The organism is Rhodococcus sp. 05-2254-6 (assembly GCF_002258565.1).
GTDB lineage: Bacteria > Actinomycetota > Actinomycetes > Mycobacteriales > Mycobacteriaceae > Rhodococcoides.
The window spans coordinates 22565-43800 of record NZ_NOZF01000045.1 but is presented as its reverse complement, the minus strand read 5'-3'; the positions used below and the strand labels follow the sequence as shown (position 1 = coordinate 43800).

Below are 21236 nucleotides of genomic sequence, written 5' to 3'. Positions count from 1 at the left end.
GCGGTTCGACGTTCGGTCAGAGGCCGATGTCGAACCGCCCGAGCGTTCTGATCACCGCTGCCATCTGGCCGTAGGCTCCGGTGGCGAGATTTTCCAGCAGCGCCAACTTGACCTCCGGTGCGTCGCGTGTGAGAGCCCGGAAGTGCGCCGCCGACACCACCACGAGATCGACCGGTGTGTCGGCGACCATGTCGAGCAGGAACGGTACCGACATCAGCAGAGGCATCTCACCGAAGCTCATCCCGGGGGAGAGTGTGGTGATGCGGTGCTTGCCACCGTCGGCGGCGACGGCCGTGGACGTCACCTCACCACGCAGCATCAGGAACAGGCCCGCAGCCGCATCTCCCTGGCGAACGATCACATCTCCGCGCGCGTAGTGCCGCTTCTCCAGATACGGAGTCACCGCGTCGAACTGCGCGGCGGACAGCCCGGCCAGCAACGGATGCTCGGCCGTGGTGACCACGGTCGGTTGTCGCACACCCGCGCAATGACGATCGAGCAATAGATTCTCGGCCCACTGGATGGCCGCACCCAGGCTCGAGTAGGTTCGGCCCGCGGGGTCCGCCGGGTCGAGACTCGACGTCGTGTGACCCATGATCGCCCTGGGATCCACCAGACCCACCACACAGCCGTGCTCCGCGAGATCCTGACGTAGATCCTCGAACATCGTCCGGGCGATGTCACTGACCTCGTCGACGCCGCGCACATCGATGACGAGGGCATCGAGTTCCCGATCGAGGTCGCCGATCTCACGGACGGCAGTCTCGGCACCGGAGAACAGTAGATCCCCGTGCAGTTCGTACACGCGGGCGCGATCGCCCACGGCAGCCAAGGTGGCCTGTTCCACGTCCGATCGCCGTTTGCGTGAGGGTGCCTCGGTGACCACGTATCGGCGCCGGATCGAGGATTTCGCCGCTCGGGTGACGTGCAGGAAGTGCAGTTCGAGTCGTGTCGAGAGTTCTCGGCAGGCGGCGACTCCACGCACGCTGTTCCCGTGCGAGTCGAGCCGCGGGGAGTAGACGGCGATGCCCATCTGCCCCGGAAGTACCGCCAGGATCCCGCCTCCCACCCCACTCTTGGCCGGCAGGCCGACCCTCGCGACCCAGTCGCCTGCGCCGTCGTACATCCCACACGTGGTCATGACCGACAGCACTCGTTCGACCAGTGCAGGTGCCAATGCGCGTTCACGCGTGCGTGGATTGACGCCGTTGTTGGCCATCGTTGCCGCCATCATGGCGAGGTCCGCGGCGGTGACGTCGATCGAGCACTGGCGGAAGTACAAATCGACAGCGGCGTCGGGATCGTGGTCGATGATGTCGAACGAACGGAGCATGTACCCGATTGCGCGGTTGCGATTGCCGGTGCGGGCCTCCGACCGGTAGACGGCGTCGTTGAACGTCAGAGACCGTCCCGCATACCGCGAGTACGAGGCTCGAATGCGCTCGAATCGATCCTCGGCACTTCGCCCGACGATCAGCGACGCCGACGTGATGGCACCTGCGTTGATCATCGGGTTGCGTGGTCGCTCGGTGACGGGGTCGAGACTGATCTCGTTGAACGGTTCACCGGACGGCTCGACGTCGATCTTGCGCGCCACGGCGTCCAGGCCCCGGTCGGCCAACGCCAACGCGTAGGTGAACGGCTTGGAGATCGATTGGATCGTGAAGGGGAGTCGAGTGTCGCCGACCTCGTAGACGTAACCGTCCGTGGTCGTCAGCGCGATACCGAACCCGTCCGGCGCGACGGCAGCGAGCTCGGGAATGTAGTCCGCCACCTGCCCGGACGTATCGTCGCGGCACAGTTCGTGAACTCGGCGCAGGATGGCATCGACCACGTTGCTCATAGGCCACACTGTATGTGTGATGTCCGTTTCGTCACTGCCCAGGTTAGGGGCGGCTGACCCAGGGCCTCTCCACGTTCGACGGTACTGTCGGCGTCACGATGCTGGGCGGAGCAGCAGTGCTCGATAACTCCGTAGACTGAAATTTCCATTGTGTTTTCCGGCCGGAGGGAGCGATCTCGTTGGGTGTCCTAGCTCGAATTCAGACGCCCGAGGACTTGCGCGACCTCGGCAGTGCGGAGCTGGCCGAACTGGCCCGCGAGATCCGTGCGTTCCTCGTCGAGAAGGTGTCCGCTACCGGCGGCCACCTCGGTCCCAATCTCGGCGTGGTGGAACTGACACTGGCGATTCATCGCATCTTCGACTCCCCGCGCGATCCCGTCATCTTCGACACCGGTCATCAGGCATACGTGCACAAGATGCTGACCGGGCGCACCGGTCTGTTCGACACGCTCCGTAAGCAGGGCGGCCTGTCGGGCTACCCGTCACGGGTCGAGAGCGAACACGACTGGGTCGAGTCCTCGCACGCGTCGGCCTCTCTCTCCTACGCCGACGGCCTGGCCAAAGCGTTTGCCCTGAAGGGCGAGACCGACCGCCACGTCGTCGCCGTGGTCGGCGACGGTGCCCTGACCGGCGGAATGTGTTGGGAGGCCCTCAACAACATCGCCGCAGGCCGCGACCGATCCCTGGTGATCGTCGTCAACGACAACGGTCGCTCCTATGCCCCGACCATCGGGGGCCTGGCCGATCATCTGGCGGCCCTGCGGCTCCAGCCCGGGTACGAGAAGGTGCTGGACAACGGTCGTCGTATCGTTCGTCGCATTCCGATCGTCGGGCCCACGGCCTACGCGATGTTGCACGGCATGAAGGCCGGGGTGAAGGACGCCATCAGCCCGCAGGTGATGTTCACCGATCTCGGTATCAAATACCTGGGGCCTGTCGACGGCCACGACCAGCACGCGATGGAATCGGCATTGCGCCGAGCCAAGGCATACGGCGGTCCGGTCATCGTCCACGCGGTGACGCGCAAAGGCATGGGCTACGTTCACGCCGAAAACGACGTCGCAGACCAGATGCACGCCACCGGGATCATCGATCCGTTGACCGGACTGGCGCGATCCAAGTCGGCACCGGACTGGACCTCGGTGTTCTCGGCGGCATTGATCGAGCAGGGTGAGCAGAACGAGGACGTCGTGGCGATCACCGCAGCGATGGCCGCGCCCACCGGTCTCGCCGCGTTCGGAATGCGGTTCCCCGACCGATTGTTCGACGTCGGAATCGCCGAGCAGCACGCGATGACGTCGGCTGCCGGGCTGGCGCTGGGCGGCATGCATCCGGTGGTCGCGATCTACTCCACCTTCCTCAATCGAGCGTTCGACCAGCTGCTGATGGACGTGGCGCTGCTCGGACTGCCGGTCACCGTGGTGCTGGACCGCGCCGGTGTCACCGGGGCCGACGGTGCCAGCCACAACGGCATGTGGGACATGTCTCTGCTCGGCATCGTCCCCGGCATGAAGGTGGCGGCACCGCGCGATGCCGAGACTCTGCGAGAAGAGTTGGCCGAGGCGATCGCCACGTCCGACGGACCCACTGCCCTGCGCTTTCCGAAGGGCGCAGTGACCGAGACCGTACCGGCAGTACGCAGACTGGACGGAATCGTCGACGTACTGAGCGAGCCGTCGGGTGCCACGGGCGATGTGCTGATCGTGGCCGTCGGAGTGTTCGGTCCGCTGGCCGTGCACGCCGCGGAGAAACTCCGACAGGACGGCATCTCGGCGGCCGTCGTCGACCCCAGATGGGTGCTGCCCATCCCGCAGGCGCTGCTGAAATTGGCGGAGGACTACCGGATGGTGGTCACCCTCGAAGACAGTGGCCTGCACGGTGGTATCGGTTCGACTCTGTCCGCGGCTCTTCGCGCGGCAGGTGTCGACACCCCGTGTCGCGATCTCGGTGTGCCACAACGATTCCTGGACCATGCATCGCGCGAACAGCTTCACCACGAACTCGGTCTCACCTGCGAGGACGTCGTACAGCGGGTTTCGCACTGGGTCAAGAGCCTCTGACGCCGGCTTCTCGCCGGACGTCGACGCCGTAGAACCCGCGGCGTCCGGTCACCGCGCCCGCGACTGCCATCGGTACTCGTCATCACGAGTGAGAAGAGCACCGACGGTTCCCACCGTTGCGTTGCCGAGTGACGATAATTTTCTTTGCGAATATGTGACCTGTGTGACTGGTGTGTCGTTGCTGGACAAACCGGGACGACTGGCATGTTTTGTCCATGACCCTCGTCTTCGACGGTAGAACCGACGTCTCGGACAGCCGAATCGATCCGGCTCTCGGCGACGGTGACTCCGACTGGGCTGCCGTCGAACCCGTGGATTGCACTCCTGCTCTGGATTCCCGGAACGACGGGGTGGAGCGACGGCATTCGCGGTGGTTCGTGGCGATGTCGGCAGTGATCGGTGTGGTGGCATTCGCTGCTCACGATCGTTTGCTGTCGTTCGACTCGTTGTACGGATTGTTCGGCAACGGTGTCGACGCTCTCGTCTACCGGCACGGCGGCGCAACCGTGCTCAGTGGCGAAGGGCTGTACTCGTTCTCGTTGTTCGGCACGCTGCCGTTCACGTATCCGCCGTTCGCCGCGGTGCTGTTCGCGCCTCTGGGCTTGCTGTCCGATACCGCCACCGGATTGCTGGTGAACATATCCAACGTCGTGTTGCTCTACGGAGTGGTCTATCTCAGCTGGCGTCGACTCGGTTACGAGAACAGCACGCGGACCAAGGTGGTGAGTGTGGCTCTTGCAGTGGGCTGCTCGTGGCTCGAGCCGGTGCGCATGTCGTTGTGGTTGGGCCAGATCAATCTGCTGTTGCTCGCCTTGGTGCTGTGGGATCTCGGTCGGCCCGAGGGCAGTAGGTTCCGAGGGTTCGGTGTCGGAATTGCGGCCGGTCTGAAGCTGACCCCGGGCCTGTTCGTCGTCATGTCGATCGTGCAGAAGCAGTGGCGAACGGCATGGACCGCGGCCGTCACCGGTCTTGTCACGGTGCTGATCGGGTTCGTGGTCGTGTTTTCCGACGCGTGGCGCTATTGGACCTCCGCGATCCTCGCTTCGGACCGGGTGGGGTCGACCACGTCTCCCGCGAATCAGTCGGTTCGGGGGATGGTGGCGCGGGCGTGGGGAACCGAGCATCCGCCTGTGTTGGTGTGGTTGCCGGTGGCGGTGGTTGTCCTTGCCGCGGGGATGTGGGTCTCGTATCGAGCTCACCGGGCGGGTAGAACACTGCTGGCGATGACGCTGTGCGGTCTCACGGCCCCGATGGTTTCGCCGTTCTCCTGGGGCCATCACTGGGTGTGGTGCGTTCCGTTGCTGGTGATCGGACTCGACGCGTGTTCGCGGTCGAGCACACGACACCGCATCCTCCGTGTTCTCGGAGTGCTCGCCGCGACTGCGCCTTTCGTGGCCTGGTATCGCACTCAGGCCGATGTGGTGGTGATCGGCACGTTCATGCAGTCCGTATCGCCGATTCTCGACGGAGGACTGCGGAACGCGTATTGCGTTGTCTACGTGATCGTTCTGGCGGTAGCGGCGACAGGATTGCGCAAGGACTCGACGATCCGTTACGTCCCGGCGGCCAATTCTTCGATCTGAACGCGATCTATCAGATGGGCCAGGGCGAAGGGGTCGTGTGCGAACATCCGCTCCACACTTGCTTTGTCGGTGCCTTCGACGATCATCGTGGCACCACTGTGATCGGCGAGCGGGCTCGACGATCGGAGGATCTTGCGGCGCTCGAGTTCTCGCAACCAGGCGCGGTGATCGGTGCGGTGATCGTCACGGCCCGAGGAGGTCTCGGGGGTGTACGCGTATTCGACGACGAACATCGGCATGTCAGATCTCCATGTCCTCGAGCTCCATTCCTTTGGTTTCCTTGATCTTGTACTTGACGAAGAAGAAGGACACGATCGCGAAGAACGCAAAGAACGAATAGATGAATCCGAGTCCGATGGTGTCGGACAACGGCGGAAACGCGAGTGTGATGGCGAAGTTGGCAATCCAGTTCGCGGCAGTACTGATACCGAGTGCGACTGCTCGCATTCGGTTGGGGAACATCTCTCCTAGCATCACCCACATGATCGGGCCCCAGGTTGCGGCGAAGAACACGACGAAAAGGTTGGCACCGACGAGAGCCACAGGGCCCCAGGGCGACGGCAATTCGAGTTGGTCCCCGCTACCCACTGCCTGGCTGAACGAGACGGCCGCGAGTACGAGGCCGACGAACATTCCGATCGAGCCGATCATGAGCAGATTTCGTCGGCCGAATCGGTCGACGAACAAGATGGCGACGAATGTCATCGTGACATTGATGACCGAAGTGATGACCGAGGTGACGAACGATTGATTCTCGCTGAAGCCGACGGACTTCCACAGAGTCGTCGAATAGTAAAAGATCGCGTTGATTCCGACGAACTGCTGCAGGATCGCCATGGTGATACCGACCCAGACGATCGGGTGCAGCCCGAACTTCGGTCCACGGATATCGGCGAAGGATGATTTCGATTCCCGGCGCAAGGTCAGTCGGATCTGTTTCACCCTCTCGTTCGGGTTCACCTCCCCGGTGATGTCTCCCAGAATGCGGGCCGCTTCCTCGTCGAGATGTTTTCCGACGAGGTATCGGGGCGACTCGGGAATCAGCGTGGCGAGAAAGCCGTAGACGAGTGCCGGTGCGACGCCGACGAGGAACATCCATCGCCAGGCCTCGAGTCCGAACCACAGGTCGTTCGACGGCCCACCTGCCGCGTTCTGCAGCACCGCGTCCGACAGCAGAGCAGCGAAGATTCCGATGGTGATGGCCAGCTGCTGCAGCGAGGCCAATCCACCTCGATAGCGGGCCGGGGCTATCTCCGAGATGTATGCGGGCGCGATCACCGATGCGATGCCGATGCCCAGGCCGCCGAGTACACGCCAGAGCATGAGATCCGGGACGCTGAACGCGAACCCGGATCCCACCGACGAGATGGTGAACAGTGCGGAACCGAGCAGCATCACCTTCTTTCGGCCCCAGCTGTCGGCGAGCCGGCCGGCGAACCAGGCACCGACCGCACAACCGAGAAGTGCGATGGCCACTGCGAAGCCGGTGACGAACGACGACAGTGCGAAGTTCTCCTGGATGGAGTCCACCGCGCCGTTGACGACGGACGAATCGAACCCGAACAGGAAGCCGCCGACAGCGGCGGCAATCGTGACTCCGATGACTTTGGCAGTGTGCCGATCGGTGGATTGCGTCATCACGTGACCCAGCTTTCGAGGTGAACCAGCATCCTTGGTGGTCGATCGCCATCATCGTCCTCGCACCGACGGAATGGGAGCGAAATCGACTCGATATTCGTGGCGTACAGGAATCGGCTCACCGAAAAAGGTGAATTGTCCGATATTCCGTCTGTCGAACTCGAAGTTGTGGACGGAAAACTGCCGAAAGTCGTCCACAGCTTCGAGTTCGGCGGCAGGTGGCTAGCGCGCCTGGGCGGCCGACCATTGATCGAAGGTCTGGAGACCGTGATCCGACTCGGTCGTGGTGACCAGCGTTCCGTCTCGCATCGCGCGACCGTACGCGCCGGGGATCGGGACCTCGAGCACCAGGCCGCGAGCACCGATGGCCCGTGCGTAGCGCCTCACCATCTCGGCCATGCGTTCCTCACGTGGTCCACCGAGATCGGCGACCCGACCTGCCGGGGACCGCTCCGCGAGGTCGATCAGTCGTTCGGCGACCTCGCGGGCCGCGATCGGTTGCGAGACCATCTTCGGGATGATGCTCACCGGACCGAACGACGCCTGCGCGCGGATCTGGCCGGCGAACTCGTGGAACTGAGTGGCTCGAAGAATTGTCCAGGGCACTGCTCCAGCACGAACGAGGCTCTCCTGCTCCACCTTTCCGGCGTAGTATCCGTGCGGTGCCTCGTCTATTCCGACGATCGACAGCGCCAGGTGATGGCCGACACAGGCCGCGCTCTCCGCCTCGAGCAGGTTTCGCGTGACGGCGGCGAAGAACGCCGTCGACTCTTTCGCCGAGACAGTCCGCGTCGACGCGACGTCCACGACCGCCTCGACTCCGGACATGGCGTCGGACAGTCCTGCCCCGGTGACGAGATCCACACCCGCAGATCGCGACAGAACGACCACGTCGTGGCCGCGTTCACGCGCAACCTCGACCACGTGCACTCCGACTGTTCCGGTTCCCCCGGCTACGGCTAGCTTCATCGCGTATCCACCTGTTTCTCGAGAGTTGATCGGACCGCGTGTGGCGGGCCTCTACTCTCTGACGACACAGCCGCGACGAATGTATGGCGTGCATCAGACCCAACGCCGGAGTTTGTCCGGATTGAGCACGATCCAGACGCTCGAGACCACGCCGTCGGCGACGTCGAACCCGATGACGCCGAACACCGCGCTGCCGCGCCGCATCACGATGCCCGACAGGCCGTTGACGGGTTCGATGGACCACTCGAGGTCGGTCGATTTGGCGGTGATGCCGCGAACGAACCGAGCGACTCGATCGGATCCGAGGACGGCGTTGCGGGCCGCGGAGACGTGGCCGCCGCCGTCACTGACGAGGGCGACGTCGGGCGCGAGCACCGAGACGAGGGATGCGAGATCTCCGCCTGCCGAGGCCGACGCGAAAGCCCGCACGACGCGGTCGTGGTCGATGGGGTCGGCGACGGAGCGGTGACGGGAATGCACGTGAGCTCGTGCGGCAGAGGCGAGTTGGCGGCAGGCGGCCGGTGATCGATCCAGGACGGTGGCGATCTCGTCGAACGGAACGGCGAACGCGTCGTGCAGTACGAAGGCGACTCGCTGCGCCGGACCGAGTGACTCGAGCACGACGAGCAGCGCGAGGGTCACCGAATCCTGTTGCACTACTCGGTCGGCCGGGTCCATCGTGGTCGCGTTGCGGGAATCGACGCCGGGGACAGGTTCCGGCAACCACTGACCGACGTAGTTCTCGCGTCGAGCGCGAGCGGAACTCAGTACGTCGAGGCAGATGCGGCCTACCACTCGGGTGAGCCACGCCGCTGGGACGTCGATGGCGTCGCGTTCGGCGTCGGTGAGTCGGTACCAGCGAACGAGAGCCTCGGAGGCGGCGTCTTCGGCGTCGCTGTAGGAACCCAGCATGCGGTAGCCGATTCCGATCAACCGACTGCGTTCGCTGTTCATCGGATCAGACCTTATCTCGACACGAAAAAGCCGAGTTCGAGGTTGTGGACGAAAATGCGGAGAAATCCGTCCATAACCTCGAACTCGGCGGGCAGTGCTAGACGCTGGCGACGCCCGGTGCGAGGAAGCGCTGACCGGTGGCGGCCTCGGAAGCCCCACTACGGTCCAGGTACGGAGTGATGCCGCCGTTCCAGAAGCCGAATCCGCCGCCGAGGAGCAGGCAGAGGTCGATGTCCTCGGCTGCAGCCACGACGCCCTCGTCGAGCATGATCTTGATCTCGTCGGCGATCGCGTTGCGGGTGCGCTCGAGCACCTGCTCGGCGGTCGACGGCGAATCGCCCTGCGGCCACAGTGCGGCGACCTCGGGATCGACGACCTGGCCCTCGGGTCCGTAGGTCCACACACCCGGCTTCTTCGCCTCGACGAGAGCGCGGAACCCGGCGGAGTCCTTGAACCGCTCCGGGTATGCCTCGGCCAGGGTTTCGGCGGTGTGCAGAGCGACGGCCGGTCCGACGAGTGCCAGCAACGTCAGCGGACTCATCGGCATGCCGAGTTCGCCCACAGCGCCGTCGGCGACATCGAACGGGGTGCCCTCGTCGATGGCGCTGATGATCTCGTTCGACGCGCGAGTGACGAGACGGTTGAAGACGAATCCGGGGAGATCCGCCGACAGTACGGCCGACTTCTTGAGGGTCTTGGCCGTCGCGAATGCCGTTGCGAGAGTGGCATCGTCGGTCTTCTCACCCTTGACGACCTCGAGCAGTGGCAGGACTGCGACGGGGTTGAAGAAGTGGAAGCCCACCACGCGCTCGGGGTGCTTCAGGTCTGCCGCCATCTTGGTGATCGACAGCGAGGACGTGTTGGTCGCGAGTATCGTGTCGGCAGAGACGAATTCCTCGACTTCGGCGAACACCTTCTTCTTCACGTCCAGGTTCTCGAACACGGCCTCGATGACGAAATCCGTGTTCGCGAACGCGGACTTGTCGATCGAGCCGGACACCAACGCCTTCAACCGATTTGCGGCATCGGGGGACAGGCGCTTCTTGCCGAGCAGCTTGTCGATCTCGCCGTGGACGTAGCCGACGCCCTTGTCGATGCGCTCCTGATCGATGTCGGTGAGGATCACCGGCACCTTCAGCTGCCGAACGAACAGCAGTGCGAGCTGGCTGGCCATCAGGCCGGCACCGACGATTCCGACGCCGGAGATCTTGCGCGCCAGCGATTTGTCGGGTGCACCGGCGGGACGCTTGGCGCGCTTCTGCACCAAGTCGAAGGCATACAGCCCGGCCCGGAGCTCGTCCTTGACCAACAACGTGGACAGGGCCTCGTCCTCGGCCGCGAAGGCCTTGTCGAGTGAAGCAGAGTCGGTGATGTCGGTGCTCTTGGCGAGTTCGAGCAGCTCCACCGCGGCGACGGGGCCGGGGGCGAAGTTGTTGGTCTTGCCCGCGACGATGCCCTTGGCGCGGGCGATGGCGTCGTCCCAGGCCTGCCCGCGGTCGATCTCGGGACGGGCCGGGGTGATCTCGCCCTTGACGACCTGAGCAGCCCACGCGAGGGACTGCTCGAGGAAGTCGGCTCCGCCGAAGAGGGCGTCGGCGATGCCGAGGTCGAGTGCCTGCTGCGGCTTGAGGACGCGGTTCTGGTTCAGTGCGTTCTCGATGACGACGGTGACCGCGTTCGAGGCTCCGATGATGTTGGGCAGCAACTGAGTTCCACCCCATCCCGGTACCAGGCCGAGGAAGGCCTCGGGAAGACCGAGTGCGGCAGCGTTCTCCGCGACGGTCCGATAGTGCGAGTGCAGTCCCACTTCGAGGCCACCACCGAGTGCGGCACCGTTGATGAAGGCGAACGTCGGAACGGTCGACTCGCGCAGGCGTCGGAAGACCTTGTGACCGAGCTGTCCGATCTGCAGCGCCTCGTCCTTGGTCTTGATGTTCGGCACACCGTTGAGGTCGGCACCGACGGCGAAGATGAACGGCTTACCGGTGACGGCGATGGCCACCGGGTTCGCTGCGAATGTCTCGTCGAGGGCGGCGTCGAACTTGGCCAGTCCACCGGGACCGAAGGTCGACGGCTTGGTGTGATCGAAGCCGTTGTCCAAGGTCACCAGGGCGATGGAGCCGTCGAGCCCCGGTACGGAGACAAGCTTCGTGAACGCGTTCGTGACTACCTCGTCGCTGAACGCTGTGGTGATGTCGCTCATGCCTTCGCTCCTGAATAGTCAGCGTGGTTGGGGTTCTCCCAGATGACGGTGCCGCCCATGCCGAGACCGATGCACATGGTCGTCAAGCCGTAGCGGACGTCGGGCTGCTGAGCGAACTGGCGGCTCAGCTGCGTCATCAGGCGAACACCCGAGGATGCGAGGGGGTGGCCACACGCGATGGCGCCGCCCCACTGGTTGACGCGCGGATCGTCGTCGGCGATGCCGTAGTGCTCAAGGAACGCGAGGACCTGGATGGCGAAGGCCTCGTTGATCTCGAACAGGCCGATGTCGTCGATGCTCAATCCGGTTCGGCCGAGCAACTTCTCGGTCGCGGGGACCGGTCCGATGCCCATGACGGCGGGATCGACGCCGGCGAAGCTGAAGCCGACCATGCGCATACCGATGTTCAGGCCGAGTTCGTGCGCGGTGTCCTCGCCGGCGAGGATCGCGGCGGTGGCACCGTCGTTCAGTCCTGCGGCGTTGCCTGCGGTGACGCGACCGGCGGGACGGAACGGCGTCTTGAGCTTGGCGAGGTCTTCGACGGTGGTTCCGGGGCGAGGCGGCTCGTCCTCGGTGGCCAGGCCCCATCCTGCGGCGGACTTGGTGGCGACGGGCACGAGAGTGTCGGCGATGAAGCCGGCCTTCTTGGCCGCGTCGTACTTGTTCTGGCTGGCGACGGCGTACGCGTCGGTGCGGTCCTTGGTGATGCTCGGGAACCGGTCGTGCAGATTCTCGGCGGTGTTGCCCATCACCAGCGCGCTGGGATCGACGAGCTTGTCGGCGAGGAAACGCGGGTTGGGGTCGACGCCCTCACCCATCGGGTGGCGGCCCATGTGCTCGACACCACCTGCGATCACGACGTCGTACTGGCCGAAGCCGATGCCCGACCCGGTGGTGGTCACCGAGGTCATCGCGCCCGCGCACATGCGGTCGATCGCGAAGCCGGGGACGCTGCGGGGGAGTCCGGCGAGCAGCGCGGACGTACGGCCGATGGTCAGACCCTGGTCACCGGTCTGCGTGGTCGCGGCGATCGCGACCTCGTCGATGCGCTCGGGAGGGAGATTGGGGTTCTTGCGAAGGAGTTCGCGGATTGCCTTGACGACGAGGTCGTCTGCGCGAGTGTCGGCGTACATGCCCTTGGGGCCTGCTTTGCCGAACGGGGTACGGATGCCGTCGACGAAGACAACATTCCTCTGTGAGCTGGTGGACGCGGGTACAGACACGCTTTTCGATCCTCCCGACAGATGCGGACGACTCGCCCGGGTGCCCGGACGCGACCCCTACTGTAGCGGGTATTACCCGTCGGTAACTTGAGAAGGGTGCAGTGCCTTCGTCAGTACCGGCACCACCAGCGTTCGCTGCCAGGGCCGGGCCCCGCCGTCGGCCAGTCGGGCCTCGATCAGCTCGGCAGGGTCGACATCGGGATCGACCGGACTCTGCCAATCCCACACCAGGCGGCGCAGCAGATCCGGCATCAACAGATTCTCGACCGGCACCGACACCGATTCGCTGAGCTCGGTCATCGCCGCTCGTACGTCGGCTAGTCGCGCTGCCGCATCGGGATCGCGGCGAGCCCACCGATTGACCGGGGGTGGACCGTCGAAAGACGCTGCCATCGAAGGCAATTCGGATGTCGGGAGCGCCCGCGCACGGGTCAGGGCCGAGGCCCACAATCGGGACGATCTGCGCTGACGGGGACCGCCGAATACCGGTAGCTGCTCGAGCTCGCGCGCGGATTTGGGGTCCGCCGTTGCGGCCGCCACGATGGCCGAGTCGGGCAACACCCGGCTCGGTGCCACGTCACGCTTGGCCGCCAGTTCGTCTCGGGTGCTCCACAATTCGCGAACGGCAGCAAGAGTGCGGGGAGATTTGATCGCATGGATCCCCGATGTCCGACGCCATCTGTCGGTCTTGGGTTTGGGTGGCCCGAGGGTGAGGATGTGGGCGAATTCCTGTGTGGCCCATTCGGTTTTGCCCTGCTGTTCGAGCTCTTCGGCCATTGCGTCACGCAGCTCGAGCAGAACCTCGACGTCGAGTGCTGCGTAGTTGAGCCAGGTGTCGGGTAGCGGCCGGGTGGACCAATCGGCCGCTCCGTGGCCTTTCTGCAACGCCAGTCCGAGGGTGCGTTCGACGATGGCTCCGAGCCCCACTCGATCGAATCCGGCGAGGCGGCCTGCGAGTTCGGTGTCGTAGAGCGTGGCGGGTACCAGGCCGAGCTCGGCGAGTCCCGGCAAATCCTGATCTGCGGAGTGCAGTACCCACTCGAGCGGGTTGATCACCTCGGCGAGCGGAGCGAGGTCGCCGGTGACCGGGATCGGATCGAGCAGAACCGTGCCTGCGCCGCGGCGACGGAACTGCAGGAGGTAGGCGCGCTGGGAGTAGCGGAAGCCCGACGCACGTTCGGCGTCGACGGCGAGGGGGCCGTGACCCGATGCGAGAAGGGCGGCAGCCGCGCGCACGGCGTCCTGCGTGTCGACCACGTCGGGTATGCCGTCAGCCGGGGCCAGTAGCGGAACGGCGACAGGCTCGTTCGCCTCGTCGTCCGGCGTGGTCTCGGGAGAACTCTCGGCTGACATGAGATGTGACTCTAAGCCCTGCGGGTGGAAGGACCGCCCACTATGTCCGGCTGGAACCGCGCTGGCCGAGGGTGGTGATGCCCGCAGGCGGCAAACCGGCGGCGTAGGCGAGCACCTCGCAGAACGCCTCGACGTGCGTCGAGAGGTCCTCGGACGTGGCCGTCCACGAGGCGCGTAGTTCGAGCTGGTGGGCCTTGGGTGGCCCGGCGATGTCGCCGTAGCGCACCGAGCTGGTCGAGGTGACCGTGCCGCCGAGTGCGTTGAGCGGCTCCGACCGCGACTCCAGTGCGTCGACCAGCCAACTCCAGCCGACCTCGGGGAGCAGAGGATCGTCGGCGAGGGATTCGTCCACGTCCGCTTGGATGTACGCGACCAGTCGGAGGGTGCCGTTCCAGGCCTCGGCACCGTCGGGGTCGTACAGCAGGATCAGGCGGCCGAAGGCGTCGCCGTCGCTCTGTTCGTCGATCCGGTCGGATTCCGGATGCTTGACCTCGGCCCCGATCGCGTAACTGTAAGGGGCGAGACGCTGCGGCGGCCGGATCGGACCGATTTCGATCGCCGGGTGTACCTGAGCCCGATGCATCGCGTCGATGGCGGCGCGGAACGGCGCAGGTTCGGCGGTGGATTGGGGTTCGGTCACGTCACCGGACGTTAGACGCGTCACGTTGCCTGGACGCGGAGGCGCGCCGGGCCGTGATGCAACCGAAGTCGGTGTGTCGCCCTTGGTGGCGGGAGCTTTCCTCACGCGTGGCAGCATGGAACATGATGAACGCCGAACCGCACGCCACAGCCCCCGCCCGTCGAGAACTCCCGGACGCGCCGTTCCTGGCCGCGATCGCAGGTCGAGCTCCCTCGCGTCGGCCGGTGTGGTTCATGCGCCAGGCCGGTAGATCGCTGCCGGAGTACCGCAAGATTCGCGCCGGCATCGGCATGTTGGACTCGTGCTTCCGACCCGACCTCGTGGCCGAGATCACCCTGCAACCTGTGCGTCGGCACGACGTGGATGCGGCAATCCTGTTCTCGGACATCGTCGTTCCGCTCAAGGCCGCCGGTATCGATCTCGACATCGTCGCAGGCACCGGGCCGGTCGTCGCGCAGCCGGTGCGGTCGGCTGCCGATGTGGCCGCACTGCCGATCCTGACTTCGGATCAGGTGGAGCCGGTGGCCGATGCGGTGCGTATCCTCACCCGTGAGCTCGCCGGTACACCGCTCATCGGTTTCGCGGGCGCACCGTTCACTCTCGCGTCGTATCTGGTCGAGGGCGGCCCGAGTCGTAATCACGAGAAGACCAAGGCGCTCATGCGGTCCGATCCGGCGACCTGGCACGCCCTGCTCGACGCACTGGCCACCACGACGATCACCTTCCTGCAGGCTCAGCTCGCCGCAGGCGTCGACGCAGTGCAGGTGTTCGACTCCTGGGCGGGTGCGCTGTCGCTCGCCGACTACCGCGAGTACGTGCTGCCGCATTCGACGCGCGTGTTCGACGCCGTGTCCTCGGCCGGTGTACCCAAGATCCACTTCGGCGTCGGAACCGGCGAGTTGCTCGGGGCGATGGGTGAAGCCGGTGCCGACGTCGTCGGTGTCGACTGGCGAATCCCACTCGACGACGCCGTGCATCGCGTAGGCGGCGGCAAGGTGCTGCAGGGAAATCTCGACCCGGCGGTGCTGTTCGCCGGCTGGGATGCGGTCGAGGCAGAGGTTCGACGCATCACCGCCGAGGCGGATCGCGCGCTGGCGGCCGGTGCTCGCGGACATGTGTTCAACCTGGGCCACGGAGTGCTCCCCGACACCGATCCGGAGGTTCTGACCCGGGTGGTCTCGCTGGTGCATTCGTTGTGACGGTTCGGCGGTACGCCGTGGTCGGCGGCGGAATCTCCGGCCTCGTCGCGGCGTATCGCCTTCGGCAGTCCTGCGGGCCGGGTGCCGAGATCACTGTCGTCGAGGCGTCGTCGCGTCTCGGCGGCACGCTGCGCACCACCGCGGTCGGCGCGGACTCGCTCGACGTCGGTGCGGAGGCTTTCATCGGTCGACGTCCCGAAGTACCGGCACTGCTGGCCGAGCTCGGTCTGTCGGATCAGCTGGTCTACCCGGCGCCGGTCCGTCCGCTCGTCTATTCCGGCGGTCGAACTCACGCGCTCCCGGTCGGCACTCTGATGGGCATCCCGTCGTCCGCCGATTCGGTACGGGATCTGGTGGACCCCGAGGACCTGCACCTCATCGAGACCGAGACCTCTCGGCCCTTCGCCTGGACCGCGGGTTCGGACGTCGGTGTGGCCGATCTCGTGGGCACCAGGTTCGGCTCCCAGGTGGTCAGCCGTTCGGTCGATCCGCTGCTCGGCGGCGTGTACTCCGGTTCGTCGAGCTCGATCGGCATCCGTGCGGCACTGCCCACGTTGGCTGCCGCGTTGGACGGTGGAGCAGCCAACCTGACCGAGGCAGTGCTGGCAGCGCTGCCCACCCCGTCGCCGGGGCCGGTGTTCGGCGGGCTGCGCGACGGTTACGCGGTGTTGCTCGATGCCCTCGTCGCTGCGACCGATGCCCGGACGGTGGTCGGTGCAGGCGTCGGTGAGATCCGCCGCGAGTCCGGCGGATGGTTCGTCGAAGGAGTCGGACGCGTCGACGGCGTGGTGCTGGCGGTCCCTGCGCCGATTCTCGGCCGGCTCATCGCCGAGGTGGCGCCCGCGGCGTCGCAGGCCGCGCGGAACATCGATCTCGCGTCCTCGGTCGTCGTCGCGCTCGCATTTCCCAAGACGACCGAGCTGCCGCAGAATTCGGGAATCCTGGTGGCCACCGACGCGGGCTTGGACGTGAAGGCATTCACCCTGTCGAGCCGCAAGTGGCCGCATCTGGAGGAGCGTGACGCGGTACTGCTGCGGGCCTCGCTCGGCCGCTTCGGTGACACGACGGCGTCGGACCGATCCGACGCGGAGTCGATCCAGATCGCACTCGCGGATCTCGCGACGGTGGCGAACATCGATGCGCAGCCGATCGCTGCGACCGTACAGCGCTGGCCGGGAGGCCTACCGCAGTACGCGCCGGGGCACCTCGATCGCGTCGCCGCCATCGAGGCCGGAGTCGCCGACCTACCCGGTCTCGAGGTCACCGGTGCCTGGCAGCGCGGTGTGGGGGTGCCCGCGTGTATTGCGTCCGCCACCACCGCTGCCGCCCGTCTGGTCGAAGTGGCACGATAGGGCCATGGCACGCCTCGATTACTCAGCGCTCAACTCGACTCTTCGCTACTTGATGTTCTCGGTCTACAAGGTCACGCCCGGTGTTCTCGGCGAGGATCGGGCCGCGGCAGCCAAGGAAGCGAAGGTGTTCTTCGAAAGTCGTGAAGACAAGGGTGTCGCGGTGCGCGGGGTGTACGACATCGCCGGTATGCGCGCCGACGCCGACTTCATGGTGTGGACGCACGCCGAGCGTATCGAGGACCTCCAGGCGACGTACTCCGATTTCCGTCGCACGACCGCGCTGGGCAAGGCGAGTACTCCGGTGTGGAGCAACACCGCGCTGCATCGCCCCGCCGAATTCAACAAGAGCCATGTCCCGGCCTTCATCGCCGGCGAGGATCCGGGCGCGTACATCTGCGTCTACCCGTTCGTCCGTTCGATCGATTGGTACCTGCTGCCCGACGACGAGCGTCGCACGATGCTCGCCGATCACGGCAAGGCCGCACGCGACTACAAGGACGTGCGGGCGAACACCGTGCCGTCGTTCGCACTCGGCGACTACGAGTGGATCCTGGCCTTCGAAGCTCCCGAACTCGATCGCATCGTGGACCTGATGCGCGACCTGCGGGCCACCGAGGCGAGGCGACACGTGCGCGAGGAGACCCCGTTCTTCACCGGCCCTCGGGTCGAGGTGGACGCGCTCGTCGAATCCCTGCCGTGACGACGACAGGCGCACCCGCGATCGAGGCCGTTCTGTTCGACTTCTCGGGCACGTTGTTCAGGCTCGAGGAGCACCCCTCGTGGTTCGACGGGATCCACGACGCCGACGGCACCCCCGTCGACGGTGCGGGAGCCGCGGAACTGATGCGCCGTATGACGGCACCGGTGGGGGAGACGGTCGAGTTCGACGATGCGACGCGTCATGCGTGGCGAAACCGAGACCTCGATCCGGCCCTGCACCGGCAGGCCTATCTGCATGTGCTCGCGCAGTCCGGTGTCACCGATCCGGCGCACGCACAATCCGTCTACGGTCGCGTGATCGACGCAGATTCTTGGACGCCGTACCCGGATACCGAAGCAGTGCTGAAAAAGCTCGCTGCCGAATCGATTCGGACCGGGGTCCTGAGCAACATCGCATTCGACATCCGTCCCGCGTTCGTCGATCGCGGTCTCGACAGGTTCGTCGACGAATTCGTGCTCTCGTTCGAGGTCGGTCACGTCAAGCCGCAGCCCGAGATCTTCCGGCACGCAGTGACGGCGTTGGGTGTGGACCCCGCGGTGACGCTGATGGTGGGCGACAGTGACGAGGCCGACGGTGCGGCACGAGAGATCGGATGCCACTTCGCTCTCGTCGATCCGGTGCCGACGTCGCAGCGCCCCGATGCACTACTGAAGGCGCTGCGCGAGTTCGGAATTCGATGACCGGGGTGGTTCGATGACTGGCGTGGCCGGCGTCCAGCACATGGGCCACTGGGGAATGTTTCGCGCCGAGTCGGACGGACGTGACGTCACCGCAATCCATCCCCAGGTGACCGACAGCAACCCTTCTCCGGTGTTGGGCAACCTCGTCGGGTCGGTGACCCATCGATCGCGCGTCACCTCCCCGGCGGTGCGCCGGGGCTGGCTCGAGCACGGGCCGGGGCCGACCGACACCCGTGGCAGTGACGAGTTCGTCGACGTCTCGTGGGACGAGCTCACCGATCTGCTGGCAGCCGAATTACGCAGGGTCGTCGACGCATTCGGCAACAAGGCCATCTACGGCGGGTCGTACGGGTGGGCGAGTGCCGGACGCTTCCATCACGCGCAGAGTCAGGTGCATCGCTTTCTCAACTGCATCGGCGGTTACACGCGATCGGTCCACAGCTACTCACTGGGCGCGACCGGGGTCATCATGCCGCACGTCCTCGGTGCGCATTGGAAGATGTTCTCGCGCTCCACCTCCTGGAACGTGATCGCCGCCCACACCGAGTTGTTGGTGGCGTTCGGCGGAGTTCCGGTGAAGAACACCGGCATCAATCACGGCGGTACGTCGGATCATCCGACCGTCGATTCGCTCGACGCGATGCGCGCCCGCGGTGGGCAGATCGTCACCGTGAGTCCGCTCCGCAGCGACATGAACGGCGACGCGCGCTGGATCGCCCCGCGGCCCGGTACCGACGTGGCGATGATGCTGGCTCTGGCTCACGTGCTCGCCGACGAAAAGCTGCACGACACAAAGTTTCTGGAGAAGTACTGCCAGGGCTACCCCGAGTTCGAGCGATATCTGCTCGGCATCACGGACGGAATTCCCAAGACACCGCAGTGGGCGTCGGCGATCTGCGGCGTCGAGGCCGCCCTGATCGCGGAACTTGCCCGGGAGATGGCGTCGAAACGCACGATGGTGACGGTCACCTGGTCACTGCAGAGGACGCGACACGGTGAGCAGGCCCCGTGGATGGGCGTGACACTCGCGGCGATGCTGGGCCGGATCGGCGTTCCGGGTGGGGGATTCGGGCACGGCTACGGGTCGATGAACGAGCCGGGTCTGGCACCGGTTCCGTATCCGTTGCCGACCTTGCCGCAGGGTGTCAATCCCGTTCCCGACCTGATTCCGGTCGCCGCGGTCTCGGACATGCTGCTGAATCCCGGTGCCGAATTCGACTACGACGGTAGGCGATTGACCTATCCCGACATCAAGATCGTCTATTGGGCCGGCGGAAATCCGTTCCACCACCACCAGGATCTGGGGCGGCTGCGTCGCGCTCTCGGTAGGCCCGACACCGTCGTTGTGCACGACCCGTATTGGACACCGATGGCCAAGCACGCCGACGTCGTCGTCCCGTCGACGACGTCGTTGGAACGATCGGATCTGAGCTGCACACGCAACGATCCCTTGCTCGTCGCGATGGAGCCGGCCGCCCCGCGGTACGCGGACTCCCGCGACGACTACGACACGTTCGCGGAGTTGGCTACGAAACTCGGTGTGGGGCAACAGTTCACCGAGGGGCGTAGCTCGCAACAGTGGCTCGAGCATCTGTACGAGCAGTGGCGCGGATATCTGCGCGCCGGGGGCGTCGATACTCCGGAGTACGACAATTTCCGTCGCGAGGGTTCGTTTCGGATGAAGACCGAGGACGATCTGACGTTCTTCGAGGATTTTCGACGCGACCCGGTGGGCAACGCGCTGCGCACCCCCAGTGGAAAGATCGAGATCTTCTCGGCGACCGTGGCGGGGTTCGACTACGAGGACTGCCGTGGGCATCCGATGTGGTTCGAGCCGCAGGAATGGCTCGGTGGACCCCGGGCGCAGCAGTTCCCGTTGCATCTGATCGCCAACCAGCCGCGCACCAGGCTGCACAGTCAGCTCGATCACGGTGCGGTGAGCCGTAACTCGAAGATCGAGGGTAGAGAGCCGATAAGAATGCACTCGTCGGCGGCCGGGGCCAGGGGAGTGTCGGACGGCGACGTCGTACGGGTGTTCAACGACCGTGGCTCGTGCCTGGCCGGTGTGGTTGTCGACGACGCGATGCTGAAATCGGTCGTGCAGTTGTCCACCGGGGCCTGGTACGACCCACTGGATCCGGCAGATCCCGATTCGATGTGCGTACACGGCAGCGTGAACGTGCTCACCGCGGACGAGGGCTCGTCGGCGCTCGCGCGCGGCTGCACCGGCCAGCACGTACTGGTGGAGATCGAACGCTACGACGAGCCGTTGCCGCCGATCACCGCGTTCGATCCACCTGCTCGGTCCGAGGTCAGAACACGACCCGAGAGATGATCTCGGCGACCAGCGCCGGCTTGTCCTCGCCCTCGATCTGCAACGTTCCTGCCGTCACCATCTGTAGCGCCCCGCCCGATACCTCTTCGACGGAGACGAGGGTGGTCTGCAGGCGCACGTGCGCGCCCACCTTCACCGGGTTGATGAAGCGAACCTTGTTGGAGCCGTAGTTGATTCCGAGCTTGGTGTTCTCGATGGTGTAGATCTGCCAGTTGAGCATCGATACCAGGGACAGGCTCAGAAATCCGTGGGCGATGGGTGCGCCGAACGGGCTCTCCTTCTTCGCCCGCTCGACGTCGACGTGGATCCACTGGTGATCGCCCGTGGCGTCGGCGAAGGTGTTGACCCGTTCCTGGGTGATCTGCAGCCAGTCACTGGTGCCGAGGTCTTCCCCGACGGCTGCTTTGATCTGCTCTGGTGAGGTGAAAGTGCGCATACTCACAGTATGCACCGTCGTAATAGGACGTTCGACGGGAACGAGCG

The 21236-nt window shown here is 65.4% G+C and carries 17 protein-coding genes; 7 read left to right on the top strand and 10 right to left on the bottom strand.

Going from position 1 to position 21236, the window contains the following annotated elements:
- Nucleotides 1-16: 16 nt before the first annotated feature.
- Nucleotides 17-1843, bottom strand: a complete 1827-nt coding sequence (gene glsA, locus CH256_RS05290) for a glutaminase A (protein ID WP_094669058.1) — start codon at nt 1841-1843, stop codon at nt 17-19.
- A 179-nt stretch (nt 1844-2022) separates the two neighbouring features.
- Between glsA and dxs the strand changes: the two genes are divergently transcribed.
- A complete protein-coding gene (dxs, locus tag CH256_RS05285; RefSeq protein WP_094669057.1) occupies nt 2023-3903 on the top strand; it encodes a 1-deoxy-D-xylulose-5-phosphate synthase in 1881 nt (626 codons plus the stop codon).
- Between the two features lie 215 nt (nt 3904-4118).
- Nucleotides 4119-5486: a glycosyltransferase 87 family protein gene (locus CH256_RS05280; protein WP_094669056.1), complete on the top strand. Its 1368-nt coding sequence runs from the start codon at nt 4119-4121 to the stop codon at nt 5484-5486.
- Here CH256_RS05280 and CH256_RS05275 read toward each other — a convergent pair.
- The 8 genes from CH256_RS05275 to CH256_RS05240 all read right to left on the bottom strand — a co-directional run bounded on the left by CH256_RS05275 (nt 5456) and on the right by CH256_RS05240 (nt 14409).
- On the bottom strand, nt 5456-5725 hold the full coding sequence (locus tag CH256_RS05275) for a YciI family protein (RefSeq protein WP_094642003.1): 270 nt from the start codon (nt 5723-5725) through the stop codon (nt 5456-5458). The genes CH256_RS05280 and CH256_RS05275 overlap by 31 nt on opposite strands.
- A 1-nt stretch (nt 5726) precedes the next feature.
- Complete coding sequence (locus CH256_RS05270) at nt 5727-7124, bottom strand: sugar porter family MFS transporter (protein WP_094642001.1); 1398 nt, start codon at nt 7122-7124, stop codon at nt 5727-5729.
- A 222-nt stretch (nt 7125-7346) separates the two neighbouring features.
- Entirely contained in the window at nt 7347-8093 is a 747-nt protein-coding gene (locus CH256_RS05265; protein ID WP_094669055.1) for an SDR family oxidoreductase, read from the bottom strand.
- Between the two features lie 93 nt (nt 8094-8186).
- The gene (gene sigJ / locus CH256_RS05260) at nt 8187-9047 is read right to left on the bottom strand and encodes an RNA polymerase sigma factor SigJ (RefSeq protein WP_094669054.1); all 861 of its coding nucleotides are present in this window, start codon (nt 9045-9047) and stop codon (nt 8187-8189) included.
- A 97-nt stretch (nt 9048-9144) separates the two neighbouring features.
- A complete protein-coding gene (locus tag CH256_RS05255; RefSeq protein WP_094669053.1) occupies nt 9145-11250 on the bottom strand; it encodes a 3-hydroxyacyl-CoA dehydrogenase NAD-binding domain-containing protein in 2106 nt (701 codons plus the stop codon).
- Nucleotides 11247-12473: a thiolase family protein gene (locus CH256_RS05250; RefSeq protein ID WP_068050622.1), complete on the bottom strand. Its 1227-nt coding sequence runs from the start codon at nt 12471-12473 to the stop codon at nt 11247-11249. The genes CH256_RS05255 and CH256_RS05250 overlap by 4 nt, the downstream gene beginning before the upstream one ends.
- 72 nt (nt 12474-12545) lie before the next feature.
- The gene (locus tag CH256_RS05245; protein WP_094669052.1) at nt 12546-13826 is read right to left on the bottom strand and encodes an HRDC domain-containing protein; all 1281 of its coding nucleotides are present in this window, start codon (nt 13824-13826) and stop codon (nt 12546-12548) included.
- Nucleotides 13827-13866: 40 nt separating this feature from the next.
- Nucleotides 13867-14409 (bottom strand): DUF3000 domain-containing protein, encoded by a 543-nt coding sequence (locus CH256_RS05240; RefSeq protein ID WP_373454778.1) that lies wholly within the window; start codon nt 14407-14409, stop codon nt 13867-13869.
- Between the two features lie 182 nt (nt 14410-14591).
- Here CH256_RS05240 and hemE point away from each other — a divergent pair, with 182 nt between their 5' ends.
- The 5 genes from hemE to CH256_RS05215 are packed head-to-tail and all read left to right on the top strand — an operon-like array spanning nt 14592 to nt 20753.
- On the top strand, nt 14592-15665 hold the full coding sequence (hemE, locus tag CH256_RS05235) for a uroporphyrinogen decarboxylase (RefSeq protein ID WP_176460500.1): 1074 nt from the start codon (nt 14592-14594) through the stop codon (nt 15663-15665).
- Nucleotides 15662-17017, top strand: a complete 1356-nt coding sequence (locus CH256_RS05230) for a protoporphyrinogen oxidase (protein ID WP_094669050.1) — start codon at nt 15662-15664, stop codon at nt 17015-17017. The genes hemE and CH256_RS05230 overlap by 4 nt, the downstream gene beginning before the upstream one ends.
- A gap of 4 nt (nt 17018-17021) precedes the next feature.
- Entirely contained in the window at nt 17022-17717 is a 696-nt protein-coding gene (hemQ, locus tag CH256_RS05225) for a hydrogen peroxide-dependent heme synthase (protein ID WP_068050615.1), read from the top strand.
- Nucleotides 17714-18418: an HAD family hydrolase gene (locus tag CH256_RS05220; protein WP_176460466.1), complete on the top strand. Its 705-nt coding sequence runs from the start codon at nt 17714-17716 to the stop codon at nt 18416-18418. The genes hemQ and CH256_RS05220 overlap by 4 nt, the downstream gene beginning before the upstream one ends.
- 13 nt (nt 18419-18431) lie before the next feature.
- Complete coding sequence (locus CH256_RS05215; RefSeq protein ID WP_179272006.1) at nt 18432-20753, top strand: molybdopterin-dependent oxidoreductase; 2322 nt, start codon at nt 18432-18434, stop codon at nt 20751-20753.
- Here the strand turns inward: CH256_RS05215 and CH256_RS05210 are convergent.
- Entirely contained in the window at nt 20731-21189 is a 459-nt protein-coding gene (locus CH256_RS05210) for a MaoC family dehydratase (protein ID WP_045195371.1), read from the bottom strand. The two genes, CH256_RS05215 and CH256_RS05210, sit on opposite strands and share 23 nt — an antisense overlap.
- Nucleotides 21190-21236: the final 47 nt, after the last annotated feature.

Excerpts from the sequence above, each read along its gene's own strand:
- CH256_RS05275 (WP_094642003.1), bottom strand. The coding sequence starts at position 5,725 with ATGCCGATGTTCGTCGTCGAATACGCGTACACCCCCGAGACCTCCTCG.
- CH256_RS05240 (WP_373454778.1), bottom strand. The coding sequence starts at position 14,409 with ATGCATCGGGCTCAGGTACACCCGGCGATCGAAATCGGTCCGATCCGG.
- CH256_RS05270 (WP_094642001.1), bottom strand. The coding sequence starts at position 7,124 with ATGACGCAATCCACCGATCGGCACACTGCCAAAGTCATCGGAGTCACG.
- hemE (WP_176460500.1), top strand. The coding sequence starts at position 14,592 with ATGAACGCCGAACCGCACGCCACAGCCCCCGCCCGTCGAGAACTCCCG.
- CH256_RS05245 (WP_094669052.1), bottom strand. The coding sequence starts at position 13,826 with ATGTCAGCCGAGAGTTCTCCCGAGACCACGCCGGACGACGAGGCGAAC.
- glsA (WP_094669058.1), bottom strand. The coding sequence starts at position 1,843 with ATGAGCAACGTGGTCGATGCCATCCTGCGCCGAGTTCACGAACTGTGC.
- hemQ (WP_068050615.1), top strand. The coding sequence starts at position 17,022 with ATGGCACGCCTCGATTACTCAGCGCTCAACTCGACTCTTCGCTACTTG.
- CH256_RS05255 (WP_094669053.1), bottom strand. The coding sequence starts at position 11,250 with ATGAGCGACATCACCACAGCGTTCAGCGACGAGGTAGTCACGAACGCG.
- sigJ (WP_094669054.1), bottom strand. The coding sequence starts at position 9,047 with ATGAACAGCGAACGCAGTCGGTTGATCGGAATCGGCTACCGCATGCTG.
- CH256_RS05215 (WP_179272006.1), top strand. The coding sequence starts at position 18,432 with ATGACTGGCGTGGCCGGCGTCCAGCACATGGGCCACTGGGGAATGTTT.
- CH256_RS05210 (WP_045195371.1), bottom strand. The coding sequence starts at position 21,189 with ATGCGCACTTTCACCTCACCAGAGCAGATCAAAGCAGCCGTCGGGGAA.
- CH256_RS05265 (WP_094669055.1), bottom strand. The coding sequence starts at position 8,093 with ATGAAGCTAGCCGTAGCCGGGGGAACCGGAACAGTCGGAGTGCACGTG.
- CH256_RS05280 (WP_094669056.1), top strand. The coding sequence starts at position 4,119 with ATGACCCTCGTCTTCGACGGTAGAACCGACGTCTCGGACAGCCGAATC.